Genomic DNA, 18,704 nt, shown 5'->3' with positions numbered 1-18,704 from the left:
GCGGTCCGTTGCGATCGACCCGGTTACGGCTATACGGTCGCTGCTCCTCGAGCCTGCGGTGATGATGCGTTGGCCGGCCGCCGCTCAGTCGGCGCTCACTCGGCGCTCACTCGCCGCTCACTCGGCGATGGCTGCCTGGCGCAGCTTCTCCGCGCGGTCGGTGGACTCCCAGGTGAAGTCGGGCAGTTCGCGGCCGAAGTGGCCGTACGCCGCTGTCTGCGCGTAGATCGGGCGCAACAGGTCGAGGTCACGGATGATGGCCGCCGGGCGCAGGTCGAAGATCTGGTCGATGGCCAGCTGGATGCGCGGCACCGGCACGGTCTCCGTGCCGAAGGTCTCGACGAACAGACCGACCGGGTCCGCCTTGCCGATCGCGTATGCGACCTGCACTTCGCAACGGTGCGCGAGGCCAGCGGCGACCACGTTCTTGGCGACCCAGCGCATCGCGTACGCCGCCGAACGGTCCACCTTGGACGGGTCCTTGCCGGAGAAGGCGCCGCCGCCGTGGCGGGCCATGCCGCCGTAGGTGTCGATGATGATCTTGCGGCCGGTGAGGCCGGCGTCGCCCATCGGGCCGCCGATCTCGAACCGTCCGGTCGGGTTGACCAATAACCGGTAGCCCTCGGTGCGCAGTTGCACGCCGTCGTCGACGAGCTCCTGGAGCACCGGGCGTACGACGCGGTCGCGGATGTCCGGGATGAGCAGCGAGTCCAGGTCGATGTCCGGGGCGTGCTGCGAGGAGACCACGACGGTGTCGAGGCGGACGGCCTTGTCGCCGTCGTACTCGATGGTGACCTGGGTCTTGCCGTCGGGGCGCAGGTAGGGGACGGTCCCGTTCTTGCGGACCTCGGTGAGGCGCTTCGCGAGGCGGTGGGCGAGCGTGATGGGCAGAGGCATCAGCTCGGGCGTCTCGTCGGAGGCGTAGCCGAACATCAGACCCTGGTCGCCGGCGCCCTGCTCGCGCAGCGCGTCCTCGTCGCCCTCGACGCGCTTTTCGTACGCGGTGTCGACGCCCTGCGCGATGTCCGGCGACTGCGCGCCGATGGAGACCGAGACGCCGCAGGAAGCGCCGTCGAAGCCCTTCGCCGACGAGTCGTAGCCGATCTTCAGCACGGTCTCGCGGACCAGCCGCGGGATGTCGGCGTACGCATTGGTGCTGACCTCGCCGGCCAGGTGGACCTGGCCGGTGGTGATCAGCGTCTCGACGGCGACCCGCGACTTGGGGTCCTGCGCCAGCAGCGCGTCGAGGACCGCGTCGCTGATCTGGTCAGCGATCTTGTCGGGATGGCCCTCGGTCACTGATTCCGAGGTGAACAGGCGAAGGGACACAAATCCTCCAAATACCGGGCGTGGTGGCCGTGTTGTCCTGCTGTCCTGGTGCGCGTATTGCGGTCAGGCTGCGCTTCGGCCCTGCAAGGGGGCTCGAAGGCGGCTAAACGACGGTCATTCGGCCATCGGCTGTGCGCCGCGTTCGGGGCGAAAGCCGGCGCGGACCATAGGGAGCCCCGCCGGCGGCCGCGGCGGGCTCGCGGCGCACCTAGTCGAGGACGCGTAGCTCAACGCCGCCAGGGCCGTATCGCCACCCCGACTCCCCCGCGGAACGGGGGTTCGGGCCGGTTACTCGTGACACCTAAGTCTCGGCGCACTGCCGAACCCGGCGATCCGGAATCAGCGCTGGGGAGCGGGGAAGGCGACGGGGCTGCGCAGGCCGGCCCGGTTCACCGCGCGGACGCCGAAGAACACATTGTCCTTGGACAGATCCACGGTGTGCCGGGCGGTGTCACCGGCGCTGACGACATGAGTCCACTCCGGCGCCGTGGTCTCGCGCCAGACGACCTCGTACCCGGCGAGGTCGGGCTCCGTACCGCGTTCCCACACCAGCTCGGTGGCGTTGGTGAGCGCACTGGTGAGGATCTTCGCGCCCTTCGGGGTGCCGGGGGCCTGGGCCAGGGTCCACAGGGCCGCGCCGTTGACCTTGGCGACGCGTGCGATGTAGCGAAAGTCGCAGAACTCGGGCAGGTCCCCGTACTGCTTGCCGTCCAGCACCTTCACGTCCTGGTGCTGGTGCGCGTAGTCCTCGGCGGGCTCGGTGAACCGGGCCGCGGGGAAGCCCCGTTCGAGGAACGGGATGTGGTCGCCGCCGCGCAGATAGCGGTCACGGCGGTAGACGACGCGGACATGCATGCCGGTCGCGTCGTTGTCGGCCACGTCGCGTACGAAGCGGGCGAGCTGGCGGGAGGGCGAGTCGTTCTCGCCGCCGACCGAGCGGCGGGTCGCGGCCTGTGCGGGGGTTTCCGAGGTGGGCACGCCCTCGGCGAAGAGCCGGATGCTGCGCGGGTCCCTGGTCCCGTCGTCGGCCGTGGGGCTGCCGATGATGTCGTCGGTGAACATGCCCTGGAGGTCTACGCCGGCCTGCACGAACGTCTGCGCCATGTGGGCCGCGCCGAACAGGCCCTGCTCCTCGCCGGCGACGGCCGCGAAGACGATGGTCGCCGCCGGACGCCGAGTTGCCATCACTCGGGCCAGTTCCATGGCGAGGGCGACTCCGGAGGCGTCGTCGTCGGCGCCGGGCGCGTCGCTGACGGCGTCCATGACGTCCGTGGCGCGTGAGTCGTAGTGCCCGGAGACGACGTAGACCCGGTCGGGGGCCGTGGAGCCGCGCAGGGTCGCGACGACATTGGTGATTCGGGTCGCCACGGGGATGCGCGGCGCCGGCTCCTGGATGTAGCTCTGCAGCTCGACGGTCATCCGGCCGCCGCTGCGCGCCGCGTACCGCTTCAGCTCGGCGTGGATCCAGTCGCGGGCCGCGCCGATTCCCCGCTTCGGGTCGTCCTGGCTGGAGAGCGTGTGGCGGGTGCCGAAGGAGGCGAGGGTGCGCACGGTCGCCTCGATGCGGTCGCGGTCGATCTCGGCGAGGAGGGCGCGCAGTTCACGGGTGGGAGCCTGGGCGGTCGCGGGGCGCTCCCGGTCGGGGGTGCGCTCCCGACCGGGAGCTTGCGCGGCGGCCACCGCGGGCGGTGCACCCACCGCGGCCGGCGCGGAACCGAGCGCCGCGGTTCCGGCCGCGGCCGTGAGGACCGTTCTGCGGCCGGTGCCTCGGGAGTTGGCGGGGTCGGCGGGGCCGTCGGTGTTTCCAGGCGTCTGCTGCGACATGAGGTAATGGTCATGGACGCGCCAACTCCTGACAAGGGAGCGTCCCCTCGCGGCCGTCGATTCGCCGGCCGTCGATTCGTCGGCAATCGCCGCCCGGATCCCGGGTCAGCCGCTGGAGACCGCCCTCAGATGCGACTTGGCGCGCCGCACACCGGGCGGCACGGCGCCCCGGGTCTCCCGCAGCACCAGCGTCATCCGTGTGAACCCCGAGTCCTGAAGGGTCGCCGGGGTCTCGTCGACGATGCGGCACTCGGTGCGTCCCCAGCGCGGATCCGGGTGTTTCAGCGGACGTAAGGCTCCGTCGTGGTGCACCGCCGCCGCTCCCATGGCCCGCATCCAGTGCGGCAGTCCGCACCGGTAGGCGACGTCCATGATCGGGTCGTCGGCGATTTCGTCGCGAATGGCCTGAAGGACTCGATCCTCGGGGTACCACGCCGTGGCCGCGTCCAACTGCGCCAGCAGAGGCAGGCACCAGCTCGTCTCGCGGTCGCCGAGCACGGCGCCCGCGTCCGGATGGAACAGCACGAACCTGAGGAAGTTCTGGGCCGGCATCGCCGTGGGGTGCGGTCCGACCCCGTGGAACAGCGCCTCGAAGGCGGGGTTGGCGTGTGCCACGTCCCAGCGCCGGTCGAAGAGCACCGAGGGCAGCGGCACGGCGTCCATCATCGCGGCGTAGTCGCGCAGGTATGCCTGCGTCTCGGGGTCCGGGTGGTCCGGGCCCGCCGGCTCCGAGGGGTCGGCAGGCTCCACCGGCGAAGCGGGCGCGGCGACGGGCGCGAACGGGCGCGCGGGGCCGGACGGGAAAGCCGGTCCGGACGGCCGCGCGGGACCGAGCGGGGGCGCAGGCATGGAGGATCCGACGGGCCCGTTCCAGGCCTGCGGCGGGTCCCGGTCGACGGCGAGGCGGAAGAGCCAGCCACCTTGCTGGTCACTCATCTCCAGGGCTTCGACCAGGGCGTAGAGTTTCTCGTCGGTCCAGTCGTGGGCGGGTGTGCGCTCCCAGTTGCCGTACGTGACGGTGCTGATGTCGAGCCGCGCGGCCACGTCCTCCACGCTCAGGCCCAGTTCCTCCCGGCGCCGTCTGAGGACATCGGTGAGCCGCCTCGCCCGGAGCGCGCCACGGGTCGTCCCCGCGCACCCTCGACGCCCGTGGACACCAGGCCGTTCAACGCCTGCCTCATGTGTCATCGAGAACGCCACCCTTCTCGAAGTCCCGCTGCGGCAGCGCCCTTTGGATCTTCACACCGCGTGGCGATCCTGCTACCGCAAACGCGGCCATGTCAACTATCGTGGCATTCCACGCCGCTGAGCGCTCAAATCGCGCCACAGCTGTGGCAAGACCTGGCTCTACTCCCCGGAAACGGTTAACCTCCCCGCAGCCCACTGTGTGCGGAGCGACCTCGCGTGATCTAGGAGACCTACTGGTGACAGACGGCTTCTTGGTTCCGGGCCCGACGGCCACAGGCCCCCTGGCGGCGTCCGTCGCCCGCGTCGCCGAACTCGCCGGCAAGCTCGGACTGAGTTACGGCGAGATCTTCGACGTACACCAGCTCTCCGAGGCGTCGGGCGTTCCCGCCGACGTGGTCACCGCCCTGCTGGACGGCCGGCCCGCCGGTGAACCCGACCTCCAGGCGCGCTTTCTGCAACGCTTCGACCTGCTGCGCAGGACCCGGCTGAAGCCCAACGGCCGCCGGTACACCCAGCAGGAGATCGCCGACGGCGCCGGCATGTCACGGCAGCAGGCGGGGGCTCTCATCAACGGGGACCGCCGGCCGACCATGGAGCACTGCGATGCCATTCAGAGGTTCTTCAAGGTGCACGCCGGATTCCTCACCGCCGAGGACGCCGACGCGCTCAACGGCGCACTCCAGCGCACCGAGCAGCGGCTCCTGCACGACTACGCGGGCGAGGGCGACCCGCTGGAGCGGCTGCTGCAGGACCATGGCGTACGGGGCATCGCCTGGCGGGCCGCTCAACTGCCCACCGACAAACACCGGGACAAGGTCACCGAGTGGCTCGACATGCTCCTGGAGAGCGTCAAGCCGACCGAACTTTGACGTAGGGAACCCTGATTTCAGGACAGGGTTGGACTCACGCGTGTGCACGCAACCGCTGAAGGGGAGAGGAGAACGGTGAGCATAGGCAAGGAGATGCGACGGCTGTGCGGCGAGCTGGTAGCCGGAATCGATCTGCCCGCCCCGGCCGAGCCCGCCGATCTCTATGCCTCCCTGTGCGGCGGAATGAGCAAGCGCCGCGGCCGGCCCGTCCGGTACCGCATGGCGACGTTCCCGCCCGGCACGGCCAGCGGGCTCTGGCTCGACATGACGGACCAGGATCTGATCGTCATCGAGGAGCGCACCGCACCCGATCATCAACTGGTCATCCTCGGACATGAGTTGTGGCATATGAAGGCCGGGCACTGCACTCACCATGTCGACGGCGCGGCCGTCGCCGCCCGGCTGCTCTCGGACGAGGCGGACCTGCAGGCGACCGTGCTGAAGGTGGCGGCCAGGACCCGTTTCGACCAGGCCGAGGAGAACGAGGCCGAGAGCTTCGGACTGCTGCTCGGCAGCAAGTGCCGTACCTGGCTCGCCGGTTCGACGGGCCGCGGGCACACGCGGCGGGACGGACTCGCGGGCCGGATCGAGGCGTCCTTGGGATACCGCGGGCCACAGGGCTGATGCGTGGACGGTCAGGACTATTACATCCCAGCTGCCGCGCTGGGTTTCGCACTCGTGTTCAAGCTCCCCGGGATGCTGCGCGACTGGCGTGATCCGCTGCTGCGTTCCGTGTGTGCCCTGCTCGTGCTGGCGGCGTGCACCTTCTTCTTCGCCGCGCCGCCGACGATCGCCGAGGTCAACCGCCTCACCGGCGTCGCCAACTTCTCCGCGCCGCTCGTCTACTGCATTCTGACCGCCTTCAGCGCGTCCTGTCTGGTGCTGCTCGTCAACTGGCGCGGCGGACCACCGCAGGAGACCCGGCAGATCTCGCGCGGCTGGGTGATCGGCTACGGCCTGGTGGTCGTGGCGCTGGTGGTGCTGTTCGTACTCGGCGACGCCCCGGTGGAGCGGCTGCGCGATCTCGACACGTACTACGCCACGACGCCGTACATCCGCGAGATGATCGTGCTGTACCTGGTCGCGCACAGCGTCGCCGCCATCGGGATGACCGCTCTGTGCTGGCGCTGGTCGCTGCAGGTGCACGGCTGGCTGCGGACCGGCCTGGTGACCATCGTGGCCGGCTCGCTGTTCAATCTGGGCTACGGCGTCAGCAAGTTCGCCGCCGTGTTCGCCCGCTGGGCCGGCCTCGACTGGGACGGTCTGAGCACATCCGCCGCGCCGCCCCTGGCGTCGCTGGGCGCACTGCTGAGCGCCGTCGGCTTCATCCTGCCGCTGATCGCCCAGCGTCTGTCGGACAACTGGCACACCTGGACCACGTACCGGCAGCTGGGCACGCTCTGGCGCGAACTGCGCACGGTGGTGCCCGACGGCACCCCTTCCGTACGTATCTCCTGGTGGTCCTCCGCGGATCTGCGGGTAACCCAGCGCGAGTCCGACATCCACGACGGGATGCTCCATCTGGATCCCTACTTCGACCCCGCGCTGCGCGCCGACGCCCATGACGCGGCGATCGAGGCCGGCTCCGATCCGCGACAGGCCCAGGCCATCGCCGACGCGGCGATGGTCGCGGCGGCACTGCGGGCCCGGACGGCCGATCCGGACGGCAAGATCATAAGCTCGGCCCAGGCTTACACCCCCAAAGCAGTCGAAGGACCGCGCGATCTGGTGCGCATGTCCCTCGCGCTGCGCCATTCACCCGTCGTTGAAGCAGCCCGCCGGCGTGCGGCCAGGTCAGAGAGCGGCTCCCTATGAGCGATCCTGTGAGAACCCGCCGTAGCACGGCTGTGCGCCGGGCCGTCGTGATCGGCGGGGGGCTGGCCGGCATGCTGGCGGCCGCCGTCCTCGCCGAGTACGCCGACGAGGTCACCCTCGTCGACCGCGACGCCCTGCCGTCCGGACCTCAAGCGCGCAAGAGCCTCCCGCAGGCGCACCACGCGCATCTGCTGTGGTCGGGCGGGGCGCGGGCGATGGAGGCCCTGCTGCCCGGTGTCACCGAGCGCTGGCTGGCGGCGGGCGCGCGCCGGATCCCGCTGCCCACGGGCCTGGTCTCCATGTCCGCGCAGGGCTGGTTCCGCCGCTGGCCTCAAATGCAGTTCCTGATCGCCTGCAGCCGCGATCTGCTCGACTGGGTGGTACGGGACGAGGTCGTCGCCCGCCCCGGGGTCACGGTCCTGGCGGGCACCGAACTACTCGGCCTCGAAGGCGACGCCGGCCGGGTGACGGGTGTGCGGGTGCGCCGCCAGGACGGGAGCGAACTCGTCCTGGACGCCGATCTGGTGGTCGACGCCAGTGGCCGCGGTTCGCGGGCGCCCGACTGGCTGCGTTCACTGGGCGTCGCCTCCGTGCACGAGGAGAAGGTCGACTCGGGTCTCGCCTACGCCAGCCGGATTTTCCGGGCGCCGGAGGGCACCGAGGAGTATCCCGTCGTCAATGTGCAGGCCGACGCGCGCGAGCAGCGGCCCGGCCAGACGGCGACCATCGTGCCCATCGAGGGACGCCGCTGGCTGGTGACGCTGTCGGGCACCCGTGGCGGCCAGCCCACCAACTCCGCCGCCGAGTTCGAGAACTTCGCCCGCGGCGTCCGGCATCCCGTCGTGGCCGAACTGATCAGCAACGCCGAGCCGCTCACCGATGTCGTCGTCTCCCGCAGCACCGTCAACCGGCGGCGGTTCTACGAGAAGATCGCCGACTGGCCGGAGGGCTTCGTGGCCATCGGCGACGCGGTGGCCACGTACAACCCGGTCTACGGGCACGGTATGTCGGTCGCGGCCCAGGGCGTCCTCACGCTGCGCAAGGAGCTCCAGGCACACAGCCTCACCGCCCCGGGCCTCGCCCGCCGGGTGCAGCGTGCGGTGGCCGGACCGGTCGGCACGGCCTGGGACCTGGCCACCGGGCAGGACATCCTCTACCCCGGGGCCGTCGGCAAGGAGCCGGGCGCGTCCACCACTGTGCTGCGCCGCTATGTGGACCGGCTGATGCTGACCGCCACCGGCCGCCCCCTGGTCACCCGTGCGCTGTTCGACGTGATGACCCTCTCCGCGCCGATCACGTCGCTGCTCAAGCCCGAGATCGTACTGGCCGTGCTGCGCGGACCCAAGCTGCCGCAGCTGCCGGGTCCGCCGCTCACCAACGAGGAGCTACGGGTCGCGAAGGAGCCGCGAAGCACACTCGAGACCGATCCGGCGGACGCGTGAGGCTGACCGGCGCGGGCGGCCAGATCCCGCTGGAACCCAAGGCCGACCGGGAGACGGTGCGCCGGCACAACCTCAGCCTGGTGCTGCGGGCGGTCCGCGACGAGGGTGAGGTGACCCGCGCCGGAGTCTCGGCGCGGGTGGGGCTGACCCGGGCGGCCGTCTCCTCACTGGTGGAGCAGTTGCTGGAGAGCGGGTTCCTCTCGGAGTCGGGCAAGACGTTCAGCGGACAGGCGGGCCGGCCCGGCACGGTGCTCAAGGTGGCCCGTACGGGCGTCGCCGGCATCGGGGTCGAGATCAACGTCGACTATGTGTCGGTGTGCGTCGTGGATCTCGCGGGCACCGACCGGGTACGGCTCGTCGAGCACCTGGACAATCGCGGTGCGCCGCCCGACCGGGTGCTCGGCCGCGCGGCGCGGATCGCCGCCGGGGCGCTGGCGTCGGCTGCCGAGCAGGAACTGTGGCCGGTCGGCGCGGAGTTGGCGCTGCCCGGGCTGATCTCGGCGGGCACGGTCCGGCACGCGCCCAACCTCGGCTGGACGCAGGTCGCGGCCGAGGGCCCGTTCGCCGAGGCGCTCGCGGCGCTGCGGCCCGGCCTGCCGCAGCTGCCGGTGCGTTCGGAGAACGAGGCGAATGTGGCGGCCCTGGCCGAGTTGTGGTTCGGCGGCCTCGGCGACGTACGCAGCTTTCTGTATCTGACCGGCGAGATCGGGGTGGGCGGCGCGCTGGTCCTGGACGGTGAACTGCTGCGCGGCGCGCACGGATTCGCCGGGGAGATCGGTCATGTGCTGGTGGACCCGGACGGCCCCGAGTGCCGCTGCGGCTCGCGCGGCTGCCTGGAGCAGTACGCGGGCCAGTCGGCGCTGCTGCGAACAGCGGGCATCGACGAGCGGACCGGCGCGGCGGGCGTCGCCGAGCTGGAGCGGCGCGCCCGTGCGGGCGAGACCCGCGCGGTGGCGGCGCTCGGGCAGGCCGGGCTGATGCTGGGCCGGGTGCTGTCCGGGGCGGTGAACCTCTTCGACCCGGACGCGGTGGTGCTCGGCGGGATCTACCGGCCGCTGCTGCCCTGGCTCTCGCCACCGGCCGGCGACGAGCTGTCCGGCCGGGTGGTGTCGGGCCTGTGGCCGAAGTACGGCACCCGGCTGCGCGCCTCGTCCCCGGCGGCGGACGCGGTACGCGGCGCGGCGGCGCTGGTGGTGCGGGACGTACTGGCGGACCCGGTGGCGTTCGCGGACCGCGCGGCGGGCTGATTCTCGGGGCCGCCTGCCACTTGGGGGACGCTTCCCAACTGGCCCGGCGGGCGGGGACGTTGCTCAGCCCGTCCGGCGCGGGCGGACGCTTCCCAGCCGGCCCGCCGCGCGTGAACACTTCCCAGCCTCCTCCGACGCGCGGACGCTTCCCAACCCGCCCGGCCCGCGAGGATACCCCCCAGCAAGTCCGCCGCCGAGAACACTTCCCAACCCGCCCGCCGGGCCGACGGCGCTTCCCAGCCCTTTCGCTGCCTGAGGAACGCCTTTCCAGCCCGTCCGGCGTTTGAGGTCCATCTTTCAGCCCGCCCGGCGCCCGCGAACACTTCCCGGCCCGTCCGCCGCCACACGAGGACCGCCCTTTCAGCCCGTCCGGCGTTTGAGGACCCGGGGGTCTGGGGGCAGCGCCCCCAGTCGACGGGGCCCGCGCTGCTTCAGCGCACCCCGAGCAGGTGATCCATCGCCAGCTGGTCGAGCGCTTCGAACGCCATCCCCCGCTCCGCCGCCTCCTCCACGTCGAACTCCTCGAACGCGCCGCGGTCCGCGAGCAGCCCGGACAGCCCGTCCGCCGCGGTGGGCAGCATGAGCCGGTCGAGACGGGCCGCCCGCAGCGCCTCCCGGACCCGCGGATTCGCGCGGAAGGCCGCTGCCCGCTCCTTGAGGATCAGATAGTTGCGCATGCATCCCGCGGCGGACGCCCACACCCCGTCGAAGTCCTCGGTCCGCGGGGGCTTGAAGTCGAAGTGCCGCGGGCCTTCGTAGCCCGCGGTCTCCAGCAGGTCGACCAGCCAGAAGGCGGACCGCAGATCGCCCGCGCCGAAGCGCAGATCCTGGTCGTACTTGATGCCGCTCTGCCCATTGAGGTCGATGTGGAAGAGCTTGTCCGCCCACAGCGCCTGGGCGACGGAGTGGGTGACGTTCAGTCCAGCCATCTGCTCATGGCCGACCTCGGGGTTGACGCCGTACAGCTCGGGCCGCTCAAGTCGCTCGATGAAGGCGAGCGCATGGCCGACGGTGGGCAGCAGGATGTCGCCGCGCGGCTCGTTGGGCTTGGGCTCGATGGCGAACCGCAGGTCGTACTCCTGCTCGGTGACGTACTCCCCCAGCAGGTCGAAGGCCTCCTTCATCCGGTCGAGAGCGACGCGCACGTCCTTGGCCGCGCCCGATTCCGCGCCCTCGCGCCCGCCCCAGGCGACATACGTACGGGCCCCGAGCTCCGCGGCCAGGTCGATGTTGCGGATCGTCTTGCGCAGCGCGTACCGGCGTACGTCCCGATCGTTGGCGGTGAAGCCGCCGTCCTTGAACACGGGGTGGGTGAAGAGATTGGTGGTGGCCATCGGCACGACGAGGCCGGTCGCGTCCAGTACCTGCCGGAAACGCTTGATGTGCGATTCGCGCTCGGACTCGGAGGTGCCGAAGGGGATCAGGTCGTCGTCGTGGAAGGTGACCCCGTACGCACCGAGCATGGCGAGCCGCTGCACTGACTCGACAGGGTCCAGGGGCAATCGGGTCGCGTCACCGAACGGGTCCCTGCCCTGCCAGCCGACCGTCCAGAGACCGAAGCTGAACTTGTCCTCGGGGGTGGGGGTGAAGCGTTCCGTCATCGCCATGACCGCCTTCCAACGACAGTTTGTTTGCTGACCTTACTAATAATGCACACGCCCGCGCGATCGCAGAAGACCCCACCAACACCTGTTCGCGCCGGGCCGCTTGACGTAATTTGTTTCGCGGACGGCCAAATGGGCCGGGAGGGAGAGGTGGGGGCAATGCCCGTGCAGCCGGTCGTGATCGGCGTGGACAGCTCGACCCAGTCGGCGAAGGCGGCGTTCATCGACGCGGCCACCGGCCGTACGCTCGCGGTCGGCCGGGCCTCGCACCACGTCGGCGGCGAGGGCGGGGCACGCGAGAGCGACCCCGAGGTGTGGTGGCACGCGCTGCGCGAAGCCGTCGCCGCCGGGCTGAAGGAATCGGGTCTGGACCCGTCCGCCGTCATCGGTATCGCGGTCGCCGGACAACAGCACGGCCTCGTCGTACTGGACCGGGCGGGGCTTGCGGTGCGGCCCGCGCTGCTGTGGAACGACACCCGCTCGGCACCGCAGGCCGCCGCCCTCACCGAGGCGCTCGGCGGTCCGGACGCGTGGACGGCCCGTACGGGATCGGTGCCGGTCGCGTCGATGACGGCCGCGAAGTGGCAGTGGCTGCGCGAGAACGAGCCCCGGGCGGCCTCGGCCGCGGCCGCCGTACGCCTCCCCCACGACTTCCTCACCGAACGCCTTGCGGGCACCGCGGCCACCGATCCGGGCGACGCGTCGGGCACCTGCTGGTACTCCACCGCCACCGGCGCGTACGACCCCGAGCTCCTCCAACTCATCGGCCTGGACGCGGACTTGCTGCCCCCGGTGGCCGCCACCGGCGCTGCCCGCATCGGATCGCTGACCGCCACGGCCGCGGACGAGCTGGGCCTGCCCGCCGGCATCGCGGTCGCCGCGGGCACCGGCGACAACATGGCCGCCGCGGTCGGCCTCGGCCTCGGCGGCGCGGGCCTGCTGGACCACCCCGCCCTCAGCCTCGGCACCTCGGGCACGGTCTTCGCGGCCAGCCGCACCCGGCCCGCATCCCCGGCCCTCGCCGGATTCGCCGCCGCGGACGGTACGTACCTCCCACTGGCCTGCACCCTGAACTGCACACTCGCCGTCGACAAGATCGCCGCGCTGCTGGGCCTGGGCCGTGACGCCGCGGAGGCGGGCGGAGAAGTGGTACTCCTGCCGTACCTCGACGGCGAGCGCACCCCCGATCTGCCCGCCGCCTCGGGCCTGCTCACCGGCCTGAGACACACCACCACCCGGCAGCAACTCCTCGGTGCCGCCTACGAAGGCGCGGTCGTCACCGTCCTGCGCGCCCTCGACGAGGTCCTGCGCGCCTGCGGCCTCGACCCGGCCGACGAGGCGGTGGCCACCCGGCCGCTGCGCCTGGTGGGCGGCGGGGCCAGGGGCCGCCACTGGGTGGAGACCGTACGCCGCCTCTCCGGCCGCCCGCTGCTGATCCCCGACAGCACCGAACTGGTCGCCGTGGGCGCGGCGGCCCTCGCGGCGAGCGCTGCGACGGGCGAGGACCCGGTGGCACTGTCGGCCGTCTGGCAGGGCGGCGAGGCTCTGGAACTGCCGCCTGTGCAGCGGGACTTGGAGACATGGGAGCGGGTCTCGGGGGTGCTTGAGCGGGCGGCGCCCACGCTGCTCAGCTGACGGGGCCCGTCACCAGCAGCACCCCCGCGTACGCCACCCCGGCCACCACCGCCCACGCGCACAGCCCGAGCGCCGCGACCCGGCCGCCCGTGCGGGTCAGGGACGGCAGGTCCACCGCGCTGCCGAGGCCGAACAGCGCGGCCGCGAGCAGGAGTTCCTGGGCGTCTTGTGCCACGTCGATCGCGGCGGGCGGCAACTGGCCGGTGCTGCGGAGAAGCACCATGGCCAGGAAGCCGACCACGAAGAGCGGGACGACCGGCAGCCTCTTGCGGACCGTCCCCCCGGCCCGCCGACGGCGGCGGACCGACAGGGCCACGGCCGCGACGAGCGGGGCGAGCAGCGCCACCCGCATCAGTTTGACCAGGACCGCTTCCCCCAGCGCGCCGGATCCGGCGGTCTGCGCGGTGGCTACCACCTGGCCCACGTCGTGGACGCTCGCGCCGACCCAGCGGCCGAACTCCGCGTCGCTGAGCCCCAACGGCTGCTGCAGCAGCGGCAGTACGGCGATGGCCAGCGTCCCGCACAGGGTCACCAGCGCCACTGACGTCGCCGCGTCCCGCTCGTCGCTGTCCGTCGCCTCGCTCACCGCGCCGATCGCGGACGCCCCGCAGATGGCGTACCCGGCGGCGATGAGCAGCGGCTGGTCGCCGGGCAGCCCCATCCGGCGGCCGAGCCACCAGGTGCCGAGGAAGGTCGCGGCGACCACGCCGAGAACCATGGTGACCGTCGCCCAGCCGAGGCCGAGCACATCGTCCAGGCTCAGTTTCAGACCGAGCAGGACGATGCCGATGCGCATCAGCCGTTTCCCGGCGTACGAGAGCCCGGGGCGGGCCGCTCCCCGTACGAGCGAGCGCACCCCGGACAGATGAGCCGCGACGATGCCAAGGACCACGGACGCGGTCAACATCGGTATGCCCGGGAAGAGTTGATGCGCCGACCAGGCGACGGCAACGCCGACGACAGCCAGCGCGAGACCGGGCCGAACGCCCGGCGCGGACGGGCCGGAGGACGGGGAAGCGGACGCCGACCGTTCCCGTAGCAGCGCCATCAGCAGTCGGCCGGCAGTTCGTAGACGCGGCGGACACTCGTGCCGAGACGGGAGATGTTCGCTCCGTAGACATGGAGGGAGATCGCCCGGCCGGCGCCCGCGTTCCAGACCCGGTGGATATCGCCGGGCGGCGCGAAACCGCACACCGCTCCCTGGGCGTTCACGACATCGCCGGTGGCGACGAGGCGGGCGGCCGTGCACGTCCCCGGGGACGGGAGGAGGCGGTAGCGCCGCTCGTACTCCTCGCCCTCGTGCACACCCGTCGTGCACCACGACACATGGTCGTGCACGGTGGTCCCCTGGCCGGGCAGCCAGACCAGTGCGACGACCGAGAAGCTCCCGTCGTGTTCGGCGTGCAGCAGATGCTGGCGATAGCGGGCGGGGTCGCTATCGCACTGCTCATCGGTGAGGAGGTCGGCCGCGCCGAGGTGCGGCGCGAGGCGCTCGCCGACGAGATACGCCGTCAGATCCGGCGGCAGTCCACGCCCGACGGCGTCGCGCACCTCGGCGACCAGCCCGTCGAGGCGGTCGGTCGTACGCGCGGCCCTGAAGGCGGTCGATCCGGTGGATCCGTTGGATCCGTTGGATCCGTTGGATCCGTTGGATATGGTCATACGGGCAGCGTCGAGCCGTCCGGCCCATCACGTCCAACGACGGATTCTTCGCAACTTCCCCAGCTCCGCTTATGGGTTGAGAGCTTGAGAGCTCGTACCTCAGCAGCCGACCTTGTTCGCCGCGACCGTCTTCAGCTCATCGAGCACCCGCGCCGTGGCCGGGATCCGCAGATGCTCCCGCAGCACATACGCCGAGATCTGCCGCCGCGAGGCGGGCTGAAGCGGCCGCCCCGTCACCTTCCGGTGGCAGAGGAAGTTCAGTACGAGCGCGGGGATCATCGCGACCCCAAGACCCTCCGCGACCAGGCTCTGCACCACGAGATTGTCGTCCGTCGTGAAGGCGATGTCGGGCGCGAAGCCCTGCTCCGCGCATTCGTGCAGCAGATTGGCGCGACAGCGCAGGCACCCCGCTATCCAGCGCTCATCCGCGAGATCCGCCAACTGGACAGCCCGCCGCCGCGCGAGAGGGTGCCCGGTCGGCAGCAGAACCGTCAACTGGTCCTCCAGCAGCGGGATTTCCACCAGCTCGTCGGGGACCTCCTCGTGCAGGCCGGGGTAGGTGAAGGCCAGCGTGATGTCGCACTCCCCGCGCACCAACCGCTGGAGCGAGGCGGGCGGCTCGCTCTCCAGCAGGTCGACCCGGACGCCGGGGTGGGCCGCGGCCAGCCGGGCCATCGCCTCGGGGATGAGCGTGGCATTGGCACTGGGGAACGCGCAGACGCGGACCCGTCCCGCGCGCAGCCGGGTGAGGGCGCTCATCTGCTGCTGGGCGGCGGACATGCTGTCGAGGATGACCGTGGCGTGCCGGGACAGCGCCTCCCCCGCCTCGGTGAGTCGCATGCCGCGGCCGACGCGGATGAACAGCGGTGTGCCGACGTCTCGTTCGAGGGCCTTCATCTGCTGGGTGATCGCAGGCTGGGTATAGCCGAGCGCACGAGCGGCCGCGGAGTACGAACCGGCCCTGACCACTTCGTGGAACGTCTTGATGTGCCGGGAGTCGAACACCCGTGCATCATAAGCAGAATTTGGGTATCGCGGGGCTCCGCCCGAGACCCACGGGTCGCCGCCGCTCACCGGACGCGCGCCTAACGCCCACCTGGCGCCGTCCGGACATCGGCAGGAGCGGCGGGCCGGTGCGGCCGGTGCGGTCGGACCTCGTTGCGACGGATGGCCGGTGCGACGGCTACGCCTTGTGCGCCACGCCCGCGTACAGCGACGCCGCCTCGCCCCCTTCCACGACCTCGTCGACGCCGAGCTCCGGGTGCCACTGAGTGAGCCGCACAATCCCGGGCTCTTCCACCTCGAGCCCCTCGAAGAAGCGGGCGACCTCCGCGTGCGAACGCGGCACCAGCGAGACTCCCCCGGCCGCGTACATCTCGACGCCGCGCTGCACGGCCAGCGGGTCGAAGTCGGCGGTGAGCTGCGACAGTACGAGATAACTCCCCGACGGCAACGCGTCCACGAGCCGGCGCACCAGGTCGTACGGCTGGTGCTCGTCACTCACGAAGTGCATCAACGCGACCAGCGAGAGGGCGATCGGCTGCTTGAAGTCGAGGACCTTCCGGGCCTGTTCGAGGATCCGGTCGGGCTCGCGCACATCGGCCTGGATGTAGTCGGTGACGCCTTCCGGGGTGCTGCGCAGCAGCGCCTCCGCGTGCGTCAGCACGATCGGGTCGTTGTCGGTGTAGACGACCCGGGACTCGGGGGCGATGCCCTGGGCCACCTGGTGCAGATTGGGCTCGGTCGGGATGCCGGTGCCGATGTCGAGGTACTGACGCACACCCGCCTGCCCGGCCATCCACCGGGTCACTCGCTGCATGTACCACCGGTTGGTCTGGGCGACATGCTTGGCGCGGTTGTCAATGGTCATGATGTGCCGGCCCAGCGCCTCGTCGACCGGGTAGTTGTCCTTGCCGCCCAGGAACCAGTCGTACACCCGGGCCGGATGCGGCTTACTGGTGTCGATCCTGGGGACGGCGGGCTCGCTCCCGGTCATACGCAGCTCCCTGAATGCTCAAGATGCTGAGGAACTCCCAGCGTCAACGATCATGCGATCCTCGCAGGCGGACAGACCTCGGGCAAGTAACTCCAGGTACGCGAGGGGGAGTTCGGCGCAAGCCGGGGCAGCCGCGCTGATCCTCGGCCGCCTGGCAGCCCGCCGGACAGAACCGGCGGTGCCCCCGCTGCGCGCCACCCCCACGCAGTGCCGATTCCGCAGGGACGTGGAGAGAGCCCCTCCACCTCAGCGAGTGGCCCGGGCCAAGCACTTGGTCCTTGCTGGGCCCAAGAAACGGCTCGGCAGGCCTTCCGGGAGCGCCGCGACACCATTCGCCGCGTACGTACATGGTGACTCTGCGTTCGTTTACATCGCCAACGGACCTCTTTGAGGATTGCTCGAGTGTGCCGTGTACTGTGGAACGTTATGAAGGACGCCATGCGCCCCACCGCAGAGCCCCTCGTCACCGCTGCTGAGATCGCTCGGCTCGCAGGGGTCACCCGCGCCGCCGTCTCCAATTGGCGCAGGCGCCACGACGACTTTCCCGCCCCCGCGACCGGGAGCACCAGCAGCCCGCTGTTCCACCTCCCCGAGGTCCGGTCCTGGCTCGACAAACAGCGCAAGGGCCGGGAGATGTCGGACGAGGTGAGGCTGTGGGAGCAACTGCGCAGCACCCACGGTGAGGACATGATTCGTGGCCTGGCGACCGTCGCGGAGCTCCTCACAGGGTCTGGCGTCGGCAAAGGAGTCGACGGGGACTCGGCTCTCATGGCCCTGGTGAACGAGCTCACCGCCGAGATCTCTCCCGCTGAGTTGCTCACCAACCTGACCGTCCGCTATGTCGAATCCTCCGGTCGCGCCGGATCGGACGGAATCACATCGCCCCAGCTCATCCGGGCCATCCAGCACTTCGCGGACGTACAGAGCGGCACAGTCCTGGATCCCGCATGCGGTATCGGCTCGTTGCTGTTGGCCTTCAGCACCCAGGCACGTGCCCTCGCCGGCCAGGACATCGACCCGGTCAGGGCACGCTACGCGCAGCTGCGAGCGAATCTGACAGGACTCGCCGAAGTCACCATTGCCACCGGGGACTCCCTTCGCGCGGACCAGCACCGCGAACTCAAGGCGGAACTCGTCGTATGCGAGCCGCCCGTGGGAGTTCCCGACTGGGGGCGCGAGGACCTGCTTCTGGACCCACGCTGGGAATTCGGCGTTCCCTCCCGCGCCGAGAGCGAACTGGCGTGGCTCCAGCACTGCTACTTCCACACAGCCCCGGCGGGGCGCGTCGTCCTGGTGATGCCCGCGTCCGTCGCCTACCGCAAGGCCGGGCGCAGGATCCGCGCCGAGGTCGTACGCCGCGGGCTGCTCACTCATGTCGTCGCGCTTCCCCCGGGGATGGCCGCTTCGCATGCCCTTTCAGTCCATCTGTGGCTGCTCAGACGGCCTACGGGACCTGACGACACCGTCGAGTTCGTACGCATGACGGACCTCACCGGCAACGATCCGGCGGACAGCTTCGAGCCCGCGGCCGAGCAGACCGCTGAAGTTCCACGCATCGATCTGCTCGATGACACTGTCGATCTGACCCCTGCGACGCACATCACGGCCACGCGCACCGACTTCACGGCGGAGTACGAAGCCACACGTGCCGAGATCGACCAACAAGTGGCGACCCTGCTGAACCTGCTGCCCGCACTCGCAGAGGGCTCCGTCGGCGCCATCCAGGACGGGGCCACGGTCAGCCTCGCGGATCTTGCCCGAGCCGGGCTGGTGGAGACGTCGGCAGACGCGGCCGTGTCGACCAGCGAGCAGCTCGACACGGACTACTTGAACGGCTTCCTGCGCAGCGTTTTCAACAATCGCCGCTCAACCAGCACCAGCGGAACCTTTCGCACGGACACCCGGGGCGCTCGCATCCCCCAGATGGCCGTCGATGAGCAGCGCCGCTATGGAGCCGCCTTCCGTGCGCTCGCGGAGTTCGAGCAGCACGTGTGCAGGCTCAGAGAGCTGACCGAGCGAGCGGCGTCCCTGGCGCGTGACGGTCTCACCAGCGGAGCGCTCGTCCCACCGCCGTCCGACGGCTGACGTCCCGC

At 71.0% G+C, this 18,704-nt stretch carries 15 protein-coding genes; 7 read left to right on the top strand and 8 right to left on the bottom strand.

Translation table 11 applies throughout. From position 1 onward, the window contains the following. Window positions 1-117 precede the first annotated feature (117 nt). The 3 genes from metK to J7E87_RS23700 all read right to left on the bottom strand — a co-directional run bounded on the left by metK (window position 118) and on the right by J7E87_RS23700 (window position 4,206). A complete protein-coding gene (metK, locus tag J7E87_RS23710; protein ID WP_215096505.1) occupies window positions 118-1,329 on the bottom strand; it encodes a methionine adenosyltransferase in 1,212 nt (403 codons plus the stop codon). Window positions 1,330-1,668: 339 nt separating this feature from the next. Then, window positions 1,669-3,153: a M20/M25/M40 family metallo-hydrolase gene (locus J7E87_RS23705; protein WP_215096504.1), complete on the bottom strand. Its 1,485-nt coding sequence runs from the start codon at window positions 3,151-3,153 to the stop codon at window positions 1,669-1,671. 105 nt (window positions 3,154-3,258) lie between these two features. After that, entirely contained in the window at window positions 3,259-4,206 is a 948-nt protein-coding gene (locus J7E87_RS23700; protein WP_308313048.1) for a transcriptional regulator, read from the bottom strand. Window positions 4,207-4,577: 371 nt separating this feature from the next. On the opposite strand from J7E87_RS23700, the gene J7E87_RS23695 reads away from it, so the two are divergent. The 5 genes from J7E87_RS23695 (at window position 4,578) to J7E87_RS23675 (ending at window position 9,714) form a co-directional block, all read left to right on the top strand. Beyond that, a complete protein-coding gene (locus tag J7E87_RS23695; protein ID WP_215096502.1) occupies window positions 4,578-5,210 on the top strand; it encodes a helix-turn-helix transcriptional regulator in 633 nt (210 codons plus the stop codon). 93 nt (window positions 5,211-5,303) lie between these two features. Beyond that, window positions 5,304-5,834, top strand: a complete 531-nt coding sequence (locus J7E87_RS23690; RefSeq protein WP_215096622.1) for a toxin-antitoxin system, toxin component — start codon at window positions 5,304-5,306, stop codon at window positions 5,832-5,834. 3 nt (window positions 5,835-5,837) lie between these two features. Continuing rightward, window positions 5,838-7,025 (top strand): MAB_1171c family putative transporter, encoded by a 1,188-nt coding sequence (locus J7E87_RS23685; protein ID WP_215096501.1) that lies wholly within the window; start codon window positions 5,838-5,840, stop codon window positions 7,023-7,025. Further along, window positions 7,022-8,467: an NAD(P)/FAD-dependent oxidoreductase gene (locus tag J7E87_RS23680; RefSeq protein ID WP_215096500.1), complete on the top strand. Its 1,446-nt coding sequence runs from the start codon at window positions 7,022-7,024 to the stop codon at window positions 8,465-8,467. Before J7E87_RS23685 ends, J7E87_RS23680 begins: the two co-directional genes overlap by 4 nt. Further along, entirely contained in the window at window positions 8,464-9,714 is a 1,251-nt protein-coding gene (locus tag J7E87_RS23675; protein WP_308313047.1) for an ROK family protein, read from the top strand. Before J7E87_RS23680 ends, J7E87_RS23675 begins: the two co-directional genes overlap by 4 nt. Before the next feature lie 431 nt (window positions 9,715-10,145). Here the strand turns inward: J7E87_RS23675 and xylA are convergent, their stop codons facing one another. Continuing rightward, a complete protein-coding gene (xylA, locus tag J7E87_RS23670; RefSeq protein ID WP_215096620.1) occupies window positions 10,146-11,315 on the bottom strand; it encodes a xylose isomerase in 1,170 nt (389 codons plus the stop codon). A 162-nt stretch (window positions 11,316-11,477) separates the two neighbouring features. Here xylA and xylB point away from each other — a divergent pair, with 162 nt between their 5' ends. Continuing rightward, complete coding sequence (gene xylB / locus J7E87_RS23665) at window positions 11,478-12,953, top strand: xylulokinase (RefSeq protein ID WP_215096499.1); 1,476 nt, start codon at window positions 11,478-11,480, stop codon at window positions 12,951-12,953. On the opposite strand, the gene J7E87_RS23660 is transcribed toward xylB, so the two are convergent. The 4 genes from J7E87_RS23660 to J7E87_RS23645 all read right to left on the bottom strand — a co-directional run bounded on the left by J7E87_RS23660 (window position 12,946) and on the right by J7E87_RS23645 (window position 16,611). Continuing rightward, a complete protein-coding gene (locus J7E87_RS23660; protein ID WP_215096498.1) occupies window positions 12,946-14,001 on the bottom strand; it encodes a YeiH family protein in 1,056 nt (351 codons plus the stop codon). The genes xylB and J7E87_RS23660 overlap by 8 nt on opposite strands. Continuing rightward, window positions 14,001-14,615, bottom strand: a complete 615-nt coding sequence (locus J7E87_RS23655) for a cysteine dioxygenase family protein (RefSeq protein WP_215096497.1) — start codon at window positions 14,613-14,615, stop codon at window positions 14,001-14,003. Before J7E87_RS23655 ends, J7E87_RS23660 begins: the two co-directional genes overlap by 1 nt. Before the next feature lie 99 nt (window positions 14,616-14,714). After that, a complete protein-coding gene (locus J7E87_RS23650) occupies window positions 14,715-15,620 on the bottom strand; it encodes a LysR family transcriptional regulator (RefSeq protein WP_215096496.1) in 906 nt (301 codons plus the stop codon). Between the two features lie 178 nt (window positions 15,621-15,798). After that, complete coding sequence (locus J7E87_RS23645) at window positions 15,799-16,611, bottom strand: SAM-dependent methyltransferase (RefSeq protein ID WP_215096495.1); 813 nt, start codon at window positions 16,609-16,611, stop codon at window positions 15,799-15,801. Between the two features lie 438 nt (window positions 16,612-17,049). On the opposite strand from J7E87_RS23645, the gene J7E87_RS23640 reads away from it, so the two are divergent. Continuing rightward, window positions 17,050-18,696 (top strand): N-6 DNA methylase, encoded by a 1,647-nt coding sequence (locus J7E87_RS23640; RefSeq protein WP_251017888.1) that lies wholly within the window; start codon window positions 17,050-17,052, stop codon window positions 18,694-18,696. Window positions 18,697-18,704: the final 8 nt, after the last annotated feature.

The organism is Streptomyces sp. ISL-1 (genome assembly GCF_018614585.1).
GTDB lineage: Bacteria > Actinomycetota > Actinomycetes > Streptomycetales > Streptomycetaceae > Streptomyces > Streptomyces maoxianensis.
Note: the sequence above shows the minus strand (reverse complement) of the source record. Positions and strands in the feature narration are given on the sequence as shown.

Coding starts and splice junctions, on each gene's coding strand:
- J7E87_RS23705 (WP_215096504.1), bottom strand. CDS start 3,153: ATGTCGCAGCAGACGCCTGGAAACACCGACGGCCCCGCCGACCCCGCC.
- J7E87_RS23690 (WP_215096622.1), top strand. CDS start 5,304: ATGCGACGGCTGTGCGGCGAGCTGGTAGCCGGAATCGATCTGCCCGCC.
- J7E87_RS23680 (WP_215096500.1), top strand. CDS start 7,022: ATGAGCGATCCTGTGAGAACCCGCCGTAGCACGGCTGTGCGCCGGGCC.
- xylA (WP_215096620.1), bottom strand. CDS start 11,315: ATGACGGAACGCTTCACCCCCACCCCCGAGGACAAGTTCAGCTTCGGT.
- xylB (WP_215096499.1), top strand. CDS start 11,478: ATGCCCGTGCAGCCGGTCGTGATCGGCGTGGACAGCTCGACCCAGTCG.
- J7E87_RS23660 (WP_215096498.1), bottom strand. CDS start 14,001: ATGGCGCTGCTACGGGAACGGTCGGCGTCCGCTTCCCCGTCCTCCGGC.
- J7E87_RS23655 (WP_215096497.1), bottom strand. CDS start 14,615: ATGACCATATCCAACGGATCCAACGGATCCAACGGATCCAACGGATCC.
- J7E87_RS23645 (WP_215096495.1), bottom strand. CDS start 16,611: ATGACCGGGAGCGAGCCCGCCGTCCCCAGGATCGACACCAGTAAGCCG.
- J7E87_RS23640 (WP_251017888.1), top strand. CDS start 17,050: ATGCGCCCCACCGCAGAGCCCCTCGTCACCGCTGCTGAGATCGCTCGG.